General features: G+C 67.2%; 19 protein-coding genes. 16 read left to right on the forward strand and 3 right to left on the reverse strand.

Features of this window, described 5'->3' with window-relative positions; all coding sequences use genetic code 11:
• Positions 1-181 precede the first annotated feature (181 nt).
• The gene (locus ACWDXS_RS32455) at positions 182-601 is read right to left on the reverse strand and encodes an SRPBCC family protein (RefSeq protein WP_379314046.1); all 420 of its coding nucleotides are present in this window, start codon (positions 599-601) and stop codon (positions 182-184) included.
• A gap of 115 nt (positions 602-716) precedes the next feature.
• Here ACWDXS_RS32455 and steA point away from each other — a divergent pair, with 115 nt between their 5' ends.
• The 11 genes from steA to der all read left to right on the forward strand — a co-directional run bounded on the left by steA (position 717) and on the right by der (position 12,519).
• Positions 717-1,916, forward strand: a complete 1,200-nt coding sequence (gene steA, locus ACWDXS_RS32460; RefSeq protein ID WP_378995175.1) for a putative cytokinetic ring protein SteA — start codon at positions 717-719, stop codon at positions 1,914-1,916.
• Entirely contained in the window at positions 1,913-2,854 is a 942-nt protein-coding gene (locus tag ACWDXS_RS32465; RefSeq protein WP_378995186.1) for a copper transporter, read from the forward strand. The genes steA and ACWDXS_RS32465 overlap by 4 nt, the downstream gene beginning before the upstream one ends.
• 91 nt (positions 2,855-2,945) lie before the next feature.
• Positions 2,946-4,670 (forward strand): CTP synthase, encoded by a 1,725-nt coding sequence (locus tag ACWDXS_RS32470; protein WP_378630070.1) that lies wholly within the window; start codon positions 2,946-2,948, stop codon positions 4,668-4,670.
• Between the two features lie 21 nt (positions 4,671-4,691).
• Positions 4,692-5,351: an NUDIX domain-containing protein gene (locus ACWDXS_RS32475; protein ID WP_378995173.1), complete on the forward strand. Its 660-nt coding sequence runs from the start codon at positions 4,692-4,694 to the stop codon at positions 5,349-5,351.
• Positions 5,352-5,389: 38 nt separating this feature from the next.
• A complete protein-coding gene (xerD, locus tag ACWDXS_RS32480; protein WP_449971648.1) occupies positions 5,390-6,322 on the forward strand; it encodes a site-specific tyrosine recombinase XerD in 933 nt (310 codons plus the stop codon).
• Between the two features lie 250 nt (positions 6,323-6,572).
• Positions 6,573-7,406, forward strand: coding sequence for a ParA family protein (locus ACWDXS_RS32485; protein ID WP_101463778.1), 834 nt, complete (start codon positions 6,573-6,575; stop codon positions 7,404-7,406).
• Between the two features lie 17 nt (positions 7,407-7,423).
• Entirely contained in the window at positions 7,424-8,287 is an 864-nt protein-coding gene (locus ACWDXS_RS32490; RefSeq protein WP_378995169.1) for a segregation and condensation protein A, read from the forward strand.
• Positions 8,284-8,940, forward strand: coding sequence for an SMC-Scp complex subunit ScpB (scpB, locus tag ACWDXS_RS32495; RefSeq protein WP_101463266.1), 657 nt, complete (start codon positions 8,284-8,286; stop codon positions 8,938-8,940). Before ACWDXS_RS32490 ends, scpB begins: the two co-directional genes overlap by 4 nt.
• 8 nt (positions 8,941-8,948) lie before the next feature.
• Positions 8,949-10,364, forward strand: a complete 1,416-nt coding sequence (locus ACWDXS_RS32500) for a pseudouridine synthase (protein ID WP_449971651.1) — start codon at positions 8,949-8,951, stop codon at positions 10,362-10,364.
• A 38-nt stretch (positions 10,365-10,402) separates the two neighbouring features.
• The gene (gene cmk, locus ACWDXS_RS32505) at positions 10,403-11,107 is read left to right on the forward strand and encodes a (d)CMP kinase (RefSeq protein ID WP_378995183.1); all 705 of its coding nucleotides are present in this window, start codon (positions 10,403-10,405) and stop codon (positions 11,105-11,107) included.
• Entirely contained in the window at positions 11,104-12,519 is a 1,416-nt protein-coding gene (der, locus tag ACWDXS_RS32510; RefSeq protein WP_378995165.1) for a ribosome biogenesis GTPase Der, read from the forward strand. Before cmk ends, der begins: the two co-directional genes overlap by 4 nt.
• Before the next feature lie 53 nt (positions 12,520-12,572).
• Here the strand turns inward: der and ACWDXS_RS32515 are convergent, their stop codons facing one another.
• Positions 12,573-13,169: a TetR/AcrR family transcriptional regulator gene (locus tag ACWDXS_RS32515; protein WP_378995163.1), complete on the reverse strand. Its 597-nt coding sequence runs from the start codon at positions 13,167-13,169 to the stop codon at positions 12,573-12,575.
• A gap of 90 nt (positions 13,170-13,259) precedes the next feature.
• On the opposite strand from ACWDXS_RS32515, the gene ACWDXS_RS32520 reads away from it, so the two are divergent.
• The 3 genes from ACWDXS_RS32520 to ACWDXS_RS32530 all read left to right on the forward strand — a co-directional run bounded on the left by ACWDXS_RS32520 (position 13,260) and on the right by ACWDXS_RS32530 (position 15,170).
• Entirely contained in the window at positions 13,260-14,147 is an 888-nt protein-coding gene (locus tag ACWDXS_RS32520) for an alpha/beta fold hydrolase (protein ID WP_449971655.1), read from the forward strand.
• A gap of 177 nt (positions 14,148-14,324) precedes the next feature.
• Positions 14,325-14,600 carry a YggT family protein gene (locus tag ACWDXS_RS32525; RefSeq protein WP_378995159.1) on the forward strand — a complete coding sequence of 92 codons (276 nt, stop codon included), beginning with the start codon at positions 14,325-14,327 and terminating at the stop codon, positions 14,598-14,600.
• Between the two features lie 159 nt (positions 14,601-14,759).
• On the forward strand, positions 14,760-15,170 hold the full coding sequence (locus ACWDXS_RS32530) for a DUF7144 family membrane protein (RefSeq protein ID WP_449971658.1): 411 nt from the start codon (positions 14,760-14,762) through the stop codon (positions 15,168-15,170).
• Positions 15,171-15,325: 155 nt separating this feature from the next.
• Here ACWDXS_RS32530 and ACWDXS_RS32535 read toward each other — a convergent pair whose 3' ends face one another.
• The gene (locus ACWDXS_RS32535; RefSeq protein WP_449971662.1) at positions 15,326-15,460 is read right to left on the reverse strand and encodes a hypothetical protein; all 135 of its coding nucleotides are present in this window, start codon (positions 15,458-15,460) and stop codon (positions 15,326-15,328) included.
• Positions 15,461-15,572: 112 nt separating this feature from the next.
• On the opposite strand from ACWDXS_RS32535, the gene ACWDXS_RS32540 reads away from it, so the two are divergent.
• Both ACWDXS_RS32540 and ACWDXS_RS32545 read left to right on the forward strand, forming a co-directional pair.
• Positions 15,573-16,829, forward strand: a complete 1,257-nt coding sequence (locus ACWDXS_RS32540) for an aspartate kinase (protein ID WP_378630092.1) — start codon at positions 15,573-15,575, stop codon at positions 16,827-16,829.
• 69 nt (positions 16,830-16,898) lie between these two features.
• A complete protein-coding gene (locus tag ACWDXS_RS32545; RefSeq protein ID WP_449971665.1) occupies positions 16,899-17,744 on the forward strand; it encodes an alpha/beta fold hydrolase in 846 nt (281 codons plus the stop codon).
• Positions 17,745-17,747: the final 3 nt, after the last annotated feature.

The raw sequence follows: 17,747 nt of genomic DNA on the forward strand, positions 1-17,747 counted from the left end.
GACCGCCCGCCTGCGCAGCACCTCCGAGGCGATCTTGCCCGCGAACCGTTCGTCGCCAGAGCAAGCCCCGGTGCCTGACCGGCGGGCCAATCAGGGCCGCGGACACGCGCGCGCCAGCGCGCCAAAAATACAGCCAGTGCCTCCAGGACTACCGATCACCGAGTCCCGAGCCCCACCAACCTCAGCGCAGTGCTTTACGCACCCCGCCGATCAGCTGATTGGTCAGCTGACGCAATCCGAACTCCAGCGCCGGCGCAGGCACCGGCAGCGACGGCTCCGACTCCATCGTGTAGACCACCCGAGTACCGCCCTCACTCGTATCGGCGAAGGTGATGGTGCCGACGTGCCGCTTGACCGGGGCGCCCTTGACGATCTTGTATTCCATCCGCTCACCGGGGGTCAGCGCGGTGATCTCCTCGGTGACGCCGACCTTGCCGAAACCCAGCAGGTGCTGGGCGCCGACGCCGGTGGCCGGATCGCCCGCTTTGATGAGCTTGACCTGGATCGGCAGGTACGGGCTGACGGCCTCACGCTCGGTGAAGAGGCGGTAGACGATGTCGCGAGGTGCGTCGAAGACCGTTTCGACGGTGCTACGTGGCATGGATGTGTCTCCTGTCCGAAATGTCTGTGACCCGGAGCATACGGGTAGTCGGCACCCGTGCTCCGACCGGCGCGCCTCCACCAAAGGTTGAGGGTTTGGCTTCATCATCGGCCTCATGAAGATGCCGGCGCTGTTGTCACGGAACACGGAAACGCTGCCCGGTGTCGCCGGGATCGCCCGGGTGGATCGCGATACCGGACGACTGCTGCGGCGGGTCGGTCCCGGGGACGTGGTCGTCCTCGACGCGACCGACCTGGACCGCCACACCGCCGATCGGCTGGTCGAGGCGGGGGTGCTCGCGGTGATCAACACCTCGCCCTCGATTTCCGGGCGGTATCCCAACCTGGGGCCAGAGGTGTTGGTGGCCAACGGGATCGTGCTGATGGACACGGTGTCCTCCGACGCGTTCGGCAGGATCAAGGACGGGTCGAAGGTCCGCATCGACGGCGGCATCGTCTACGCCGACAGGCTCACCAAGAAGGAACCCGAGGTCCTGGTCGAGGGCATCGAGTTCGACGAGACGGCCATCGCGGACCGGATGATCGAGGCGCGCAACGGACTCGCCGATCACCTCGACGCATTCGCGGGCAACACCACCGAATTCGTGCGTACCGAGAGCGCGCTGCTGATCGATGGTGTGGGTGTGCCCGATATCGAGCTGGACATGCGTAACCGGCACGTGGTCGTCATCGCCGACGGTTCGGGCCATCTCGCGGAATTACAGCGGCTCAAGCCGTTCATCAAGGAGTACGCGCCGATTCTGATCGGTGTGGGCAGTGGCGCCGATACCTTGCGCAAGCTCAAGTACACGCCCGACCTGATCGTCGGTGACCCCGACGAAATCAGCACGGAGACGTTGAAATCCGGCGCCGAGATGATTTTGCCCGCCGATACCGACGGCCATGCCAAGGGCCTCGAGCGCATCCAGGACCTGGGGATCGGCGCCACGACGTTCCCGTCGTCGGGTTCGCCGACCGATCTCGCGTTGATGCTGGCCGACCATCACGGCGCGTCGCTGATCGTGCTGGCGGGCGCGCCCGCTTCGCTCGAGGACTTCTTCGACCGTGGCCGGCGTGACAGCAATCCGGCCACCTTCCTGACCCGATTGAAGGTCGGCGCGAAGCTGGTCGACGCGAACGCGGTGTCCACCCTGTACCGGCATCGTTCCGCGGGCGCCGCGGTGGCGCTGGTGGTGCTGGCGGCCCTGGTGGCGATCGTGGTGGTGATCTTGGCTTCGCACAACGGTTCCGAGGTGCTGGACTGGGCGATCGAGTACTGGAACAGCTTCGTCCTGTGGGTGCGTGGTCTGCTGTGATCTCGCTGCGTCAACACGCCATCTCGATCGCGGCGATCTTCCTCGCGCTCGCGGTCGGTGTGGTGCTCGGGTCACACACCCTCGCGGGCACCATGATCTCGGGCCTCCGGTCGGACAAAACCGACCTGAACACCCAGGTAGACGAACTGACCGCGCAGAACGCCCAGCTCACCGCCCGCCTCGAGTCCGCCGACCAGTTCATCGCGGGCTCGGCGGCGCGCATCCTGAACGGCACCCTGGCCGATCGCACCGTCGTCGTCCTCACCACCCCCGACGCCGACCCCGCCGACATCGACGGCGTGAGCAACTCCCTGCGCACCGCGGGCGCCACAGTGACCGGCCGCATCGCCTTGACGGAGTCCTTCGTCGACGCGGGGGAGGGCGACCGCATGCGCTCCACCCTGACCAATATCGTCCCCGCGGGGGCCCAACTGAACACCGGCGCCGTAGACCAGGGCAGCCTCGCGGGCGACCTCCTCGGCCTGGCCCTGCTCCAAGACCCCGTGTCCAACCACCCCCGCAGCACCCCCGAGGAACTGTCTCTGATCCTCGAAACCCTCCGGGGCGGCGACTTCCTCACCTACACCGACCCGCCGACGAGACCCGCGCAACTGGCCGTGGTCATCACCGGCAACGGTGTCGAACCCGACACCGGCCAGGGCGCGACTATCGCCCGCTTCACCGCCGCCCTCCGAGCAAGAGCCGCGGGCACTGTCCTCGCAGGTCGCCAAGGGGCCGCCGAGGGCAACGCCCCGATAGCCACCGTCCGAGCCCAGGCCCCCCTCGCGACCACGGTTACCACCGTCGACAATATCGACCGCGAAATCGGCCGGGTGACAACAACACTCGCCCTGACAGAACAACTGACCGGCGGCGCGGGCCGCTACGGAACAGGCCCGACAGCGACGTCGCTGACACTGGTAGCCATGCCCCGCTGAGTGAGAACCTCACCACCGCGAACCCAACACGCCGCCCGCTAACGACCGGCAAAATACGCGGAGAGGCGGACTAGCGGTACAGTGGTGGTCCGTGGGTCATCAACGGAATCAGGCTAAAAGTGCCACCAAGCACATCTTCGTGAGCGGTGGCGTCGCCTCCTCATTGGGTAAGGGTCTCACCGCCTCCAGCCTCGGTCAGCTCCTGACCGCGCGCGGCATGCGGGTGACGATGCAGAAGCTCGACCCGTATCTCAATGTCGATCCGGGCACCATGAACCCGTTCCAGCACGGCGAGGTGTTCGTCACCGAAGACGGCGCCGAGACCGACCTGGACGTGGGGCACTACGAGCGTTTCCTCGATCGCGATCTCACGATGGACGCGAACGTGACCACCGGCCAGATCTATTCGACGGTGATCGCCAAGGAACGCCGCGGTGAGTATCTGGGCGATACGGTGCAGGTCATTCCGCATATCACCGACGAGATCAAGAGCCGCATCCTGGCGATGCAGGGTCCCGATCTCGAGGGGCATGTGCCGGACGTGGTGATCACCGAGATCGGTGGCACCGTCGGTGACATCGAGTCGCAGCCGTTCCTGGAGGCGGCCCGCCAGATCCGTCACGATGTGGGTCGCGACAATGTGTTCTTCCTGCATGTGTCGCTGGTGCCGTATCTGGCGCCCTCGGGTGAGCTCAAGACCAAGCCGACGCAGCACTCGGTGGCCGCGCTGCGCAATATCGGTATCCAGCCCGACGCGCTGATCCTGCGTTGCGACCGCGAGGTCCCGCAGGGTCTCAAGAACAAGATCGCGCTGATGTGCGACGTCGATGTGGAGGCGTGCATCTCCACGCCGGACGCGCCGTCGATCTACGACATCCCCAAGGTGCTGCACAGCGAGGGCCTCGATGCCTATGTGGTGCGCAAGCTGGGGCTGCCGTTCCGCGATGTGGACTGGGCGGTGTGGGGCGATCTGCTCGATCGCGTGCATTCGCCGCGGGAGACCGTCGAGGTGGCGCTGGTCGGCAAGTACGTCGATCTGCCCGATGCCTACCTGTCGGTGACCGAGGCGTTGCGTGCGGGTGGTTTCGCCCATCGCGCCAAGGTGAACATCCGCTGGGTGCCGTCCGACGAGTGCGAGACCGAGGTCGGCGCGCAGGCGGCGCTGCGTGACGTCGACGCGGTGCTGATCCCCGGTGGGTTCGGCATCCGCGGTATCGAGGGCAAACTCGGCGCGATCGGCTACGCCCGCCGTCGCGGTATCCCGCTGCTCGGCCTGTGCCTCGGTTTGCAGTGCGTGGTCATCGAGGCGGCGCGTTCGGTCGGTATCGCCGACGCGAACTCGGCCGAATTCGAGCCCGACACCAAGAACCCGGTCATCTCGACCATGGCCGACCAGGAAGACGTTGTCGCCGGCGAAGCCGATCTGGGCGGCACCATGCGACTGGGCGCCTACCCCGCCACGTTGAAGAAGGGCTCGGTCGTCGCGCAGGCGTACGGCACCGAGAATGTGTCCGAGCGGCACCGGCACCGGTTCGAGGTGAACAACTCCTACCGCGATGCCATCGCCAAGAGCGGGCTGGTCTTCTCCGGCACCTCGCCCGACGGGCACCTGGTGGAGTTCGTCGAGTACCCGGCTTCGGTGCATCCGTTCTTCGTCGCCACCCAGGCGCATCCCGAGCTCAAGAGCCGTCCGACCCGGCCGCATCCGCTGTTCGCGGCGCTGATCAACGCCGCGTTGAAATACAAACTGGCCGAACGGCTTCCCGTAGACTTCCCGGAGGAAGAGCTCGCGGAGCAGGCCACCGCGGAAGCCTAGGAAGATCGGCGATAGGAACGCATGAGCGAGCCCGGTAGTCACGACTTCGAGACGGTGTCGAGCCGGGTGCTCTACAGCGGCGCGATCCTGGCTCTGCGCCAGGATCAGGTCAGGATGCCGGACGGGCGGGTCGCCGAGCGTGAGGTGATCGAGCATCACGGTGCTGTCGCGGTGCTCGCGCTCGACGACGACGGCAACGTGGTGCTGATCCGTCAGTACCGGCATCCGATCGGTACCAGGCTGCTGGAACTGCCCGCCGGGCTGCTCGATATCGACGGTGAGGACCCGCTCACCGCGGCCAAGCGTGAGCTGGCCGAGGAGACGGGCCTCGCCGCCGCGCAGTGGTCGGTGCTGGTGGATGTGGCGTTGTCGCCGGGCTTCACCGACGAGGCGCTGCGGGTGTTCTTCGCGACCGGTCTCAGCGCCACCGACCGGCCCGATCCCGAGCACGAGGAAGCTGATCTCGAGCTGGTGCGGATGCCACTCGCCGAGGCGGTGCGGGCCGCGTTGGCGGGGGAGATCGTCAACGCGACCGCGGTCGCGGGAGTGCTCGCCTATGCCGCGGCCGAGGCGAGCGGGGTTCCGTTGCGCGCACCCGACGCACCGTGGCCCGGTCAGCCGACCACGTTCCTGCGGCGCAAGGCCGCCGAGGCGGCATCGACGCACGGCAACCACGCGTGAACACCGCAGCGGTCGGCGGGGACTAGACAGGCGAGGGCGTGCTCGAGCGGGAGATAGCCGCCTATCTCGACCATCTCGCGGTCGAGCGGGGAGCCGCGCGCAACACCCTCGGCGCCTACCGTCGTGACCTCGCCCGCTACCGGGCTTTCTTGACCGGGCGCGGTGTCGAATCGTTGGGCGCGGTGGCCCAGGACGATGTCGCCGAATTCACCATGGCGTTGCGCGCCGGCGGAGCGGACTATCCCGCGCTGGCAGCGGGTTCGGTGGCGAGGGCGTTGATCGCGGTCCGCGGACTGCACCGGTTCGCCGCCGCCGAGGGACTCACCGATACCGATGTGGCGCATGCGGTGAAACCACCCGCGCCGGGTCGCCGGCTGCCCAAAGCGCTGCCCTACGACCAGGTTCTGCGACTTCTCGAATCGGCGGGTGGCGAACCGGACGGTTCCGACGGTGGCCCGCGCGGACTGCGTGACCGGGCGCTGCTGGAGTTGCTCTACTCCACGGGCGCGCGTATCTCGGAGATGGTGGGACTCGACGTCGACGACATCGACGCCGAGCAACGCTGTGTGGTGCTGCACGGCAAGGGTGGAAAGCAGCGCCTCGTCCCGATCGGCCGCCCGGCGCTCGCGGCTGTCGACGCGTACCTGGTGCGCGGTCGACCCGCTCTCGCCGCGAGCGGAAAGGGTTCCGGCGGAGCTCTTTTCCTCAACGCCCGCGGCGGCAGACTGTCGCGGCAGAGCGCGTGGCAGGTCTTGCAGACTGCCGCCGAACGCGCCGGAATCGGGGCGACGGTCTCGCCGCACACCCTGCGTCACTCCTTCGCGACCCATCTGCTCGACGGCGGCGCCGATGTGCGGGTGGTGCAGGAACTGCTCGGCCACGCCTCGGTGACCACGACCCAGATCTACACGCTCGTGACGGTGAGCACCCTGCGTGAAGTGTGGGCCACTGCCCATCCCCGTGCGACGTGAACCGGCACCTCCGATACCCGCTGAGCAGGTATCGTGCGAACACGCCCGGCGTTGCCATGCTGTACCTCACCGGTCCGAGCGGTAGCGTCTACCCAGAGTTGGACCGTACGAAAGCGAGCCGGTCCCGGATCGGCCTCGCTACCCTCGACAGGGGTTACCGGCAAGGAAAACGTATAAGGAGCAGCGGATCGTGACGACAGCGGAAACACCGTGGGACGGTGGACCGGAAGAGGTCGCCGAGGCCGTCGAGATGGGCCCGACAGGGCGCCCGCTGCGACTGGTGCCCGATCCACCCCAGGTCCAGCGACATGGCGACGCACTCGTCGTCGCCATGTGCAACCAGAAGGGCGGGGTCGGAAAGACCACCTCGACCATCAATCTCGGTGCGGCACTGGCCGAGTACGGTCGCCGGGTGCTGCTCGTAGATCTCGACCCCCAGGGTGCGCTCTCGGCCGGGCTCGGGGTGGCACACCACGACCTCGAACTCACCGTGCACGACCTGCTGATCGGCGGCAAGGCCAAGGTCGACGACGTGCTGCAGACCACCAAGGTCGACGGCATGGACCTGTTACCCAGCAACATCGACCTCTCCGCCGCCGAGATCCAGCTGGTGAACGAGGTCGGCCGCGAACAGTCGCTCGGCCGCGCCCTGCACAGCGTGCGCGATCGCTACGACTACATCCTCATCGACTGCCAGCCCTCGCTCGGTCTGCTCACGGTCAACGCGCTGGCCTGCTCCGACGGCGTGATCATTCCGATGGAATGCGAGTACTTCTCGCTGCGCGGGCTCGCATTGCTCAACGACACCGTCGAGAAGGTGCGCGACCGTCTGAATCCGCGACTGAGCCTCTACGGCATCGTGGTCACCATGTTCGATGCGCGCCTGCTGCATTCGCGTCAGGTGATGTCGCGGGTGGTCGAGGTGTTCGGTGACCTGGTCTACGACACCGCCATCTCACGCACCGTGCGCTTTCCCGACGCCAGCGTCGCCGGGGAGCCGATCACCACCTGGTCGCCGAAATCGGGCGGCGCCGAGTCGTATCGAGCGATGGCACGAGAAGTCATCCACCGGTCTGGCCGGTGATCGGAGCTACACCTGCGGTGCAAGCAGTACCCGAAGACGCGGTGCCGGCCGCGGACAAATCCGGTTTTCATCTGCGGCTCACCAATTTCGAGGGGCCGTTCGATCTGCTGCTGACGTTGATCAGCTCGCGCAAACTCGATGTCACCGAAGTCGCGCTGCACCAGGTCACCGACGAATTCATCGCCTACACCAAGGCCCTGACCGCCGAGCTGGCCGAGAACACCAAGCTGCGCGCGGACAAGATTCTCGATCAGACCACCGAATTCCTCGTCGTCGCCGCCACTTTGCTCGACCTCAAGGCCGCCCGGCTGCTGCCCTCGGGTGAGATGACCGACGCCGACGATCTCGAACTCCTCGACGCGCGCGACCTGCTGTTCGCGCGATTGCTGCAATATCGCGCGTTCAAGCAGGTGGCCGAACTGCTCGCCGAGCTGGAAGCCGCGGCCCTGCGCCGGTATCCGCGCTCGGTGGCGCTCGAGGAACAGTTCGAAGGACTGCTGCCCGAGGTCACCCTCGGGGTGGATATCGCCGCGTTCGCCGAGATCGCGGCGGCGGCCTTCCGGCCACGTCCGGTCGCCGAGGTCGGGCTCGGGCATCTGCACATGCACACCATCTCGGTCGCCGAGCAGGCCGAGCTGGTGCTGGCCCTGTTGAAGGAACGCGGGCCGGGCGGCTGGACCACCTTCGCCGAATTGGTGGTCGACTGCACAGTCCCGGTGGAAATCGTGGCGCGGTTCCTGGCGTTGCTGGAGCTGTACCGCGGTAAGACCATCGCCTTCGACCAACCCGATCCGCTCGGGCCGTTGGCTGTCAGCTGGCTCGGCGAGCTCGACCCTGACGCGGAAGCAGCGGCGTTGACCTTCGAGGAGGATTACGGATGACAGAGGCAGTGGCGGAATTCACCTCCGAGCCACTCGACGACCTCGAATTGCGGTCGGCACTGGAGGCGATGCTGCTCGTCGTCGACGCCCCGGCACCCACAGAACAGCTGGCAGCGGCCTTGGACGACACCAGCGAGCGGGTCGAAACCGTCCTGCGCGCGATGTCGGCGGAACTGAGCGCGCGCGGCAGCGGCATCGACCTGCGTTTCGTCGGTGACGGATGGCGCTTCTATACTCGACAGGAGTACGCGCCCTATGTCGAGCGGGTACTGCTCGACGGGGCCCGGACGAAACTGACCCGGGCCGCCTTGGAAACCTTGGCGGTAGTGGCCTATCGCCAGCCGGTGACCCGCATGCGGGTCAGCGCGGTCCGAGGGGTGAACGTCGACGGAGTGATGCGCACACTGCTGGCCAGAGGCTTGATCGCGGAAGCGGGTCAGGACCCCGAAACCAACGGCACGCTGTACCGCACCACCGAGTTGTTCCTCGAACGGATCGGGCTCGCCTCTCTCGGCGACCTGCCACTGCTGGCGCCGCTGCTTCCCGGCGTCGATCTGATCGACGAGATCAGCGAGAGCCTGGAAACCGATCCCCGGTTCACCAGGCTGAAAAAACCCGCCGAGTCCGACATGGACCTCGGCACCGACGATTGACAGGACAGATGAATAATTCCGCTCGCCGAGATGGCACACCGGATCGAAGAAATCGCAGCGACCAGCCCCGCAGTGGCGCGAATCGAACCGCGGGCAACCGCGGCGACAGTGCGCGCACCGGGCAGGGTGGCTCCCGCGCAGCGGCTCCGGGCCGGCGCGGCACCGGCGCGGGTGGCTTCCAGCGCGGCAATCAGACAGCAGCCCGGTCCGCAGGCAGTTTCCAGCGTGACGCCGAGTCCGGCGGTCGTCGTGGATCCACCGGCGGTGGGTACCAGCGTGATGACCGTCGTGGCGCGTCCACCGGTGGTGACCGTCGCGGCAGTTCGACCGGTGGATACCAGCGCGACGATCGACGCGGCGCCCCGGCCGGTCGCGGCGCGTCCGCCGGTGGGTACCAGCGTGACGACCGTCGAGGTGGCCCCGCGGGCGCAGGTCAGCGTGATGACCGTCGCAGCACCGGTGCCTCCAGCGGTGGCGGCTACCCGCGTGGTGACGCCGACCGCGGACAGCGTGGAGGCCCAGCTGGTCAGCGCAGCGGCGCTTCGGCAGGCACTCAAGCCTTCGCGGCTCGCAAGAAGTCCACGAAGCCGCAGAAGAAGGTCGTCGCTCCGACGATCCTGAACAACGCCAAGCCCGCGCGGCACCAGCACGCCGATGTCACCGAGGGGCCCAAGAAGCTTCCCTGGGGCGAAGGCGAACGTTTGCAGAAGGTTCTCGCCAAGGCGGGTGTGGCCTCGCGTCGCGCCGCCGAGGAGATGATCGCGGCCGGTCGCGTCGAGGTCGACGGCAAGATCGTGCGTGAGCAGGGTCTGCGCATCGACGCCGAGAACGCGGTCGTGCGCGTCGACGGCACCCGTGTCGTGGTCCGCGACGAGCTGGTGCACCTGGTGCTGAACAAGCCGAGGGGCTGGCAGTCCACCATGTCCGACGACCTGGGGCGCCCCTGCGTCGGCGATATCATCGCCGAGCGGATCGCCGCTGGTCAGCGCTTGTTCCACGTCGGCCGTCTCGATGCCGACACCGAGGGCCTGCTGCTGGTCACCAATGACGGCGAGATGGCGCATCGACTGATGCACCCCTCGTTCGAAGTTCCCAAGACCTACTTGGCCACCGTCGACGGCGAGGTGAACTACCGCCTGGTCGGCAAGCGCTTGCGCGAAGGCGTCGAGCTCGAGGACGGGCCCGCCAAGGTCGACAAGTTCATGGTGCTCGAGGCATACCAGGGCCGGTCGCTGGTGAAGCTCGTGCTGCACGAGGGCCGCAAGCACATCGTGCGTAGGCTGCTCGACGAGGTCGGCCACCCGGTGATCCGGCTGGTGCGCACCCACCTCGGCCCGGTGGCACTGGGCGACCAGCGTCCCGGCACGCTGCGGGTGCTCGGCCGCGACGAGATCGGCAAACTCTACGAGGCGGTGCAGCTGTGAACGGTGTGGACTTTCCCCTGGAATTCACCGGCGACCGGATGACCGGTGACGCGACGCTCGTCGTCGCGATGGACGGTCCTTCCGGCACCGGTAAGTCCAGCGTGTCGCGTCGGCTCGCCGCGCGCCTCGGCGCCCGCTACCTCGACACCGGTGCCATGTACCGGGTCGCGACCCTGCGCGTGCTGCGTGCGGGTGTCGAGCTGACCGATTCGGCTGCGATCGCGGAAACTGTTGCGGCACTGCCGCTTTCGATCGGTACCGACCCCAGCCACGAGGTGATCGAACTCGACGGTGAGGACGTCTCGGCGGAGATCCGCGGCGACGCCGTCACCAAGGCCGTCTCCGCTGTTTCCGCGGTGGCGCAGGTGCGCGAGCAGCTCGTCGCCCTGCAACGCGAGATCACGGCGATGGCCGGACGCATCGTGGTCGAAGGCCGCGATATCGGCACCGTCGTACTCACCGGCGCCGACGCCAAGATCTATCTCACCGCCTCCGCGGAGGCACGCGCCGAGCGGCGCAACGCACAGAACATCCGCGAGGGCCGCGGCGACGATTACGCGGCCGTGCTGGCCGACGTGCAGCGCCGCGACACCCTCGACTCCACCCGTACAGTGTCGCCGTTGCGCCCCGCCGCCGACGCGGTGCTCGTCGACACCAGCGACCTGACGATGGCACAGACCATCGAGGAGCTGTATCGCGTGGTGGCTCAGCAGCTTTCGGCCACGACAGGAGGTCCGCGATGATCGAAGAGATTCTCGTAGGCGACGGAACCTGGACCGACGAGTCCGAATGGGAAGTCCTCGACATCGACGGGGACGGCGAAGGCGAACAGCACGTCGCCATGCCCACGCTGGCCGTGGTCGGACGCCCGAATGTGGGCAAGTCGACCCTGGTCAACCGCATTCTCGGCCGCCGCGAAGCAGTGGTCGAAGACGTTCCCGGTGTCACCCGTGACCGCATTTCGTACGAGGCCAACTGGGCCGGGCGCCGCTTCATGGTGCAGGACACCGGCGGTTGGGAACCCGACGCCAAGGGTCTGCAGCAGCACGTCGCGCGCCAGGCCGAGGTGGCGATGGAAACCGCCGACGCCATCCTGCTCGTCGTCGACGCCACCGTCGGAGCTACCACGACCGACGAGGCCGCGGTGCGCAAGCTGCGCCGCTCCAAGATCCCGGTGATCCTGGTGGCCAACAAGGTCGACGATCAGAAGGTCGAAATCGAGGCGGCCTCGCTGTGGTCGCTGGGCCTGGGCGAACCGCGCATGGTCTCGGCCGCGCACGGCCGTGGCACCGGTGACCTGCTCGACGACGTGCTCGGCGCGCTGCCCGAGACCCCGCGCGAAGGTACCGCCGTCGCGGGACCGCGTCGCGTGGCACTGGTCGGCAAGCCGAACGTCGGCAAGTCCAGCCTGCTCAACAAGCTGGCAGGCGACGAGCGTTCGGTGGTCCACGATGTCGCGGGCACCACCGTCGACCCGGTCGACTCGCTGGTCGAGCTGGGCGGCAAGACGTGGAAGTTCGTCGACACCGCCGGTCTGCGCCGCAAGGTCTCCAATGCCACCGGCACCGAGTTCTACGCCTCGCTGCGGACGAAGTCGGCACTGGAAGCCTCCGAGGTCGCGATCATGCTGATCGACGCCTCGGTGCCGATCACCGAACAGGACCTGCGCGTGATCAGTCTGGTCGCCGAGTCCGGTCGCGCGCTGGTGCTGGCGTTCAACAAGTGGGACCTGGTCGACGAGGACCGCCGCTACATGCTCGAGCGCGAGATCGATCGCGATCTGGTGCGGGTGCCGTGGGCGCAGCGGGTCAACATCTCGGCTCACACCGGCCGCGCCGTGGCGAAGCTGGTACCGCAGATGGAGACCGCGCTCGAGTCCTGGGACAAGCGCATCTCCACCGGCCGCCTCAACACCTGGCTCAAGGAAGTCATCGCGGCCACCCCACCGCCGATGCGTGGCGGCCGTCAGCCCCGCGTCATGTTCGCCACCCAGGCGAGCACCCGCCCGCCGACGTTCGTGCTGTTCACCACCGGGTTCCTCGAGGCAGGCTACCGCCGCTTCCTGGAGCGCCGCCTGCGTGAGGAGTTTGGTTTCGACGGTTCGCCGGTGCGCATTTCGGTGCGTGTGCGCGAGAAGAAGGAACGTAAGAAGTAGTTCGAGTGTCAGACGAGTGAGCCCCGGCGAATATCGCCGGGGCTCTTCGTTTTTCAGGCGTCGAGCACGCGGTCGAGCAGATGGTCGACCAAGTGTGTCGCGCGCGCGGCATAGTGGTCGTCGGTGAGCATTCCTTGCGTCAGCCCGCCGACGGCGAGCAGGATCACCTCGGCATCGGCGATGAGCGTCTTCTCGTCGGCGTCAGGACCGCGCAGCTGCCGTAGTTGTCCCGCGACCGCGTCGATGATGTAGTTCGGGGCGCCCGCGGTATCGGCGGATTCGACGTCGGGGCCGGTGAGTGTCGCGGCGTGGAAGATGCCGAGAATGACGGCGTCGCGCCGACTTGCCTCGTCGAGGGGCAGGACCGAGATCAGGATCGTGCGCACGATATCGCGGGGACCGGCGTCCGGCCCGAGAGCCGCGAATCCCTGTGCCATCCGGGCGCCGGAATCCTCGACGACAGCACGGTGCGTGGCGAGCAGGAACTCCCGTTTGGTGCCGAAGTAGTACTGCACCGACCGCACCGAGACCCCGGCTTCGGCGGCCACGGACTGGAAGGTCGCGGCTTCCAGTCCGCCGCGGGCGATGACCCGTCGAGCAGCACCGGTGATCGATCTGCGCCGTTCTTCGTGGTCGGCCAAACGTGGCATCGCTCCTCCTACTGTCCTGGCGGATTTTCATGGTACGCCCATACCATCTATGTGGTACGGTGATATCACCAACGAGAAACAGGGGTGGTCATGGCCAAGATCGGGCGATTCAAGAACGACAAGGCACGCGAGGAGTACCTGCGGACCTATCGGGAACTGGAGAAACAGTGGACGGTGCCGTCGACCCTGCTCGAGGTCTCCACTTCTTTCGGTTCCACTCGTGTCCGTAAATCTGGTGCGGGAGAGGGTGTCCCGATCGTGCTCATGCACTCACTCGGCGCCAACAGCCTGTCCTGGAACCGCGTCATCGAGGATTTCGCTCGTGACCGCGTCGTCTACATGCCCGAAATGATCGGCGCTCCCGGCCTGAGCGTGCAGACCGCACCGATCGACGAAAACGGCTTCGGTACCTGGTTCGGCGAGGTTCTCGACGGGCTCGGCGTCGACCAGGTCCACCTGGTCGGTTACTCGCAGGGCGGCTGGCAGGCGATGGCGATCGCCACCACTACGCAGCGCCGCCTGGCGAGCCTGACCGTGCTCGAGCCGGGCGGCACGCTGACGAAGATCAAGTGGAGCCTGCTGTGGACGATGATCCGGGTCGGTGCCCGGCCCACGGACAAGAACCTGCGTGCGATGAACGCGCGGCTCAACCCCGGCGTCACCCTGACCGACGCGGAATTCGACGGGGTGAAGGCAGCGCTGGGATACGCACCCTCGATCGGCTACCCGAAGATGTTCACCGACGAGCGGCTGGCCACGATCACCATGCCGACGCTGGTACTGCTCGGGTCGGAGTCGTTGGTGGTCGACTCGCAACTTGCCGAACAACGCCTGCGCGACAACGTGCCCACCTGTGAAGTCGAGATCTTCCGCGGGGCCGGGCACGGCCTGTTCCACGAGATCCCGAAGCCGGTGACTGCCCGCATTCTCGACTTCACCAGTCGCTACGAGCCGACGGACGCCCGCCACGGAGAGTAGGCGTCGCCGCTCGCCATTACCGCTCGGACGCACCACGCCGCGCCCGCGATCACCACGAAGAACGTGGCCGCGGGCCTGATAATCGACTGAGAACAACCGGGTGGTGGACACCTTGGCAATGTCGGGCACGTTGAGAGCGGTAAGAGGTCCTCTGAGGCCTCCGCGAGGGAGTGCGTCATGAGTCTTGTGGGAACCCTGGTCGGCTACGCGCTGACAGTCTTTCTGGTGCTGCTGATCGCCCGGATGGTGGTGGACTGGATCGATGCGCTGGGCAACGGTCCCCAGTGGGCCCGCAAAGCCAGGGAGGTGACCCACGCCGCGACCGAACCGGTGATCGCCCCGGTACGCAAGGTGCTCAAGCCGATCCGGATCGGTGACTTCTCCCTGGACCTGGCCTTCACCGCCGTGTTCATCGCCGTCCTGATCCTGCGAGCGATCGCCTTCAGCCTGTAGTCGAGGTGGCGCTGCCGAGGGGTCAGCGCGCCGGCGAGCTCGCAGGCGCGGCGTCGACGGGCAGGCCCGTGTGGCGATCCGGTTCATCCGTTTCGGGTGAGGCCCTCGCGGCTGCCATCGGGAAACGTTGGTCGTCGGTCTTCTACGGAAGGATTCATGATGGCTCACTTATCGGAAACCGAGCATCCGGTCCAGCAGGGTTTCGCCGCAGGCACTTCCATCGGCGCCGCGATCCTGCTCCTGGTCGTCGCCGTGTTGTCCGTTCTGCAGGGCATCGCCGCGGTGGCCAAGGACGACCTGTTCGTCGTCGGCATCGACTACGTCTATGAATTCGACACCACGACATGGGGCTGGATCCACATCATCGGCGGGATCGTACTCGCGCTGAGCGCGCTGGGGCTGATGGGCGGCGCGACCTGGGCGCGGATCGTCGCGGTCGTCATCGCGTCACTGTCGATCATCGCGAATTTCCTGTGGCTGCCCTACTATCCGGCGTGGTCGATCCTGATCATCGTGCTCGATGTGGTGGTCATCTGGGCCGTCACGACTTGGAATCCGCGCACGGTCTGATCCGCAGCCCGGGATTGCTGCTCCGACGATGGCCAACGGTCCGCCACTCCGAGGGCGACCCGAATACGCCAGAAACCTGAAAATGCCCGGTGGCAGCGGTCCGCCGCCGCTGCCACCGGGCGGCGGACCAGTCGGGTACCGAACAGCGCCGCGGCTCACACCACGAACGTGATCGCCGCCGCCACCGCGGTGATCCAGTTGTCGTAGAGCGAGACGAGCAGCGCGTCCTTTTCGCCGGCCGCCATGACGGTCCCGGCGCTCACGTGATCGAGGGCTGCCGCCGAAACCATTCGGCGGCAGTCGTTTTCGTTGCCGAATTGGTACGGCCGTGCCCGGATTGCCTGGATACTCGAAGGGGTCACCCGCGGATCGCGTGCGGGGGAGCAGGGGAGAGGACTCGGGATGGCCCTGGTTGTGCAGAAATTCGGCGGTTCGTCGGTAGCCACCGCGGAGCGGATCCGGCGGGTCGCCGAGCGGATCGTGGAGACGAAGAAGCAGGGGCACGATGTGGTGGTGGTCTGCTCGGCAATGGGCGATACCACCGATGAGCTCCTCGAATTGGCGGGCCGGATCGCCTCCGCGCCGGAACCGCGCGAGTTGGACATGTTGCTCACCGCCGGTGAGAGGATTTCGAATGCCTTGGTGGCCATGGCGATTCATGCACTCGGTGCGGAAGCGCGATCGTTGACGGGCTCGCAGGCCGGCGTGATCACCACCGGCGCCCACGGCCGCGCCAAGATCATCGAAGTCGACCCGGGCCGGGTGCGCCGCGCACTCGACGACGGCGAGGTGGTGCTCGTGGCCGGGTTCCAAGGTGTGAGCCAGGACAGCGACGATGTCACCACGCTGGGCCGTGGCGGTTCCGACACCACCGCGGTCGCGCTGGCCGCGGCGTTGAAAGCTGATGTCTGCGAGATCTACACCGACGTCGACGGAGTCTTCACCGCCGACCCGCGCATCGTGGCCGACGCTCAGAAACTCGACCAGATCTCCTACGAGGAGATGCTGGAAATGGCCGCCTGCGGGTCGAAGGTCCTCATGCTGCGCTGCGTCGAATACGCGCGCCGCTACCAGGTGCCGGTGCATGTGCGCTCGTCCTACACCGACGCGATCGGCACCACCGTCTTCGGCTCGATGGCCGACATCCCCGCCGACCAGGCCGTGCTCACCGGCGTCGCGCACGACCGCAACGAGGCCAAGGTGACCGTTGTCGGCCTGCCCGACGAGCCCGGCTACGCGGCCGAGGTGTTCCGCGCGGTCGCCGACGCCGAGATCGGCATCGACATGGTCGTGCAGAACACCGGGACCGGCCGCACCGACATCACCTTCACCCTGCCCGCCGCCGACGGCGCGCGGGCGGTCGCCTTGCTGCGCGACCGCCGTGCCGAGATCGGCTTCGCCGATGTTCGCTACGACGATCGCGTCGGCAAGGTCTCGTTGATCGGCGCGGGCATGCGCAACAATCCGGGCGTCACCGCGAGCTTCTGTGAGGCGCTGGCCGCGGCGAACATCAACCTCGACCTGATCGCCACCTCGGAGATCCGCATCTCCGTGCTCGTCCGCGACACCGACCTCGACGAAGCCGTGCGCATCCTGCACCGGGCCTTCGACCTCGGTGGTGCGGAAGTCGCCGTCGTGCACGGGGGAACAGGACGGTGAGCGCTGTTGACGCCAGGTATGGGCCCCGAGTAATTTACCGATAAGTAAGTTACTGGATCGGAGGGTTCGTTGAGCACCCAGTTGACCACTTTCACCAGGGCTGGACTCGAGTTCGACGTCGTCGACTCCGGACCGCCCGACGGCCCCGTCGTCGTTGCGCTGCACGGCTTCCCGCAGACCGCGACCTCGTTGCAGCCACTCACCGCGTTGCTCAACGCGCGCGGCTACCGCACCATCGCCCCGAACCAGCGCGGCTACTCACCCGGTGCTCGGCCGTCCGGCCGCCTCGCCTACCGCGTGCCCGAACTCGTCGACGACGTGGTCGCGTTGATCGAGGACATCGACCGAGGTCCGGTGCATCTGGTCGGGCACGACTGGGGCGCGATGGTCGCCTGGTCGGTGGCCGCGGCCCGCCCCGAACTCGTCCGCACGCTGGTGACCGTGTCGGTGCCGCATCCCGGCGCCTTCGCCCGCTCGATGATCAGCAGCGATCAGCTCCTTCGCTCGTCCTACATGGCGCTGTTCCAGCTGCCGGCGCTCCCGGAGCGCCTGATTCGCGCGCGGCCCGGCGTCTTCGACCAGATCCTGGCCACATCGGGCATGTCCGCCGACGCGATCGACCGCGTGCACACCGAGATCATCAACACCGGAGCTCTCACCACCGCGTTGAACTGGTATCGCGCGTTGGCGCTGATCACACCGCGCACGGTGACGGCACGCGTCACCGTGCCGGTGACGCACGTGTGGAGCACCGGCGACGCGGCGCTGACCCGTCGTGGTGCCGAGCTGACCCGCGGATTCGTCACCGGTGACTATCGCTTTGCCGTGCTCGACGGCTCGCACTGGCTGCCCGAGGAGCGTCCGGACGAACTCGCCGACCTGATCGTCGACCGCATCGAGTCGCTGCCGGGCTGAGAC

This window comes from Nocardia sp. NPDC003183 (assembly GCF_053590715.1).

Coding starts and splice junctions, on each gene's coding strand:
- scpB (WP_101463266.1), top strand. CDS start 8,284: ATGACAGAGGCAGTGGCGGAATTCACCTCCGAGCCACTCGACGACCTC.
- ACWDXS_RS32475 (WP_378995173.1), top strand. CDS start 4,692: ATGAGCGAGCCCGGTAGTCACGACTTCGAGACGGTGTCGAGCCGGGTG.
- ACWDXS_RS32515 (WP_378995163.1), bottom strand. CDS start 13,169: ATGCCACGTTTGGCCGACCACGAAGAACGGCGCAGATCGATCACCGGT.
- ACWDXS_RS32520 (WP_449971655.1), top strand. CDS start 13,260: ATGGCCAAGATCGGGCGATTCAAGAACGACAAGGCACGCGAGGAGTAC.
- cmk (WP_378995183.1), top strand. CDS start 10,403: ATGACCGGTGACGCGACGCTCGTCGTCGCGATGGACGGTCCTTCCGGC.
- ACWDXS_RS32530 (WP_449971658.1), top strand. CDS start 14,760: ATGGCTCACTTATCGGAAACCGAGCATCCGGTCCAGCAGGGTTTCGCC.
- ACWDXS_RS32540 (WP_378630092.1), top strand. CDS start 15,573: ATGGCCCTGGTTGTGCAGAAATTCGGCGGTTCGTCGGTAGCCACCGCG.
- ACWDXS_RS32525 (WP_378995159.1), top strand. CDS start 14,325: ATGAGTCTTGTGGGAACCCTGGTCGGCTACGCGCTGACAGTCTTTCTG.
- ACWDXS_RS32485 (WP_101463778.1), top strand. CDS start 6,573: ATGGGCCCGACAGGGCGCCCGCTGCGACTGGTGCCCGATCCACCCCAG.
- ACWDXS_RS32500 (WP_449971651.1), top strand. CDS start 8,949: ATGAATAATTCCGCTCGCCGAGATGGCACACCGGATCGAAGAAATCGC.
- steA (WP_378995175.1), top strand. CDS start 717: ATGAAGATGCCGGCGCTGTTGTCACGGAACACGGAAACGCTGCCCGGT.
- ACWDXS_RS32455 (WP_379314046.1), bottom strand. CDS start 601: ATGCCACGTAGCACCGTCGAAACGGTCTTCGACGCACCTCGCGACATC.
- ACWDXS_RS32535 (WP_449971662.1), bottom strand. CDS start 15,460: ATGGTTTCGGCGGCAGCCCTCGATCACGTGAGCGCCGGGACCGTCATG.
- der (WP_378995165.1), top strand. CDS start 11,104: ATGATCGAAGAGATTCTCGTAGGCGACGGAACCTGGACCGACGAGTCC.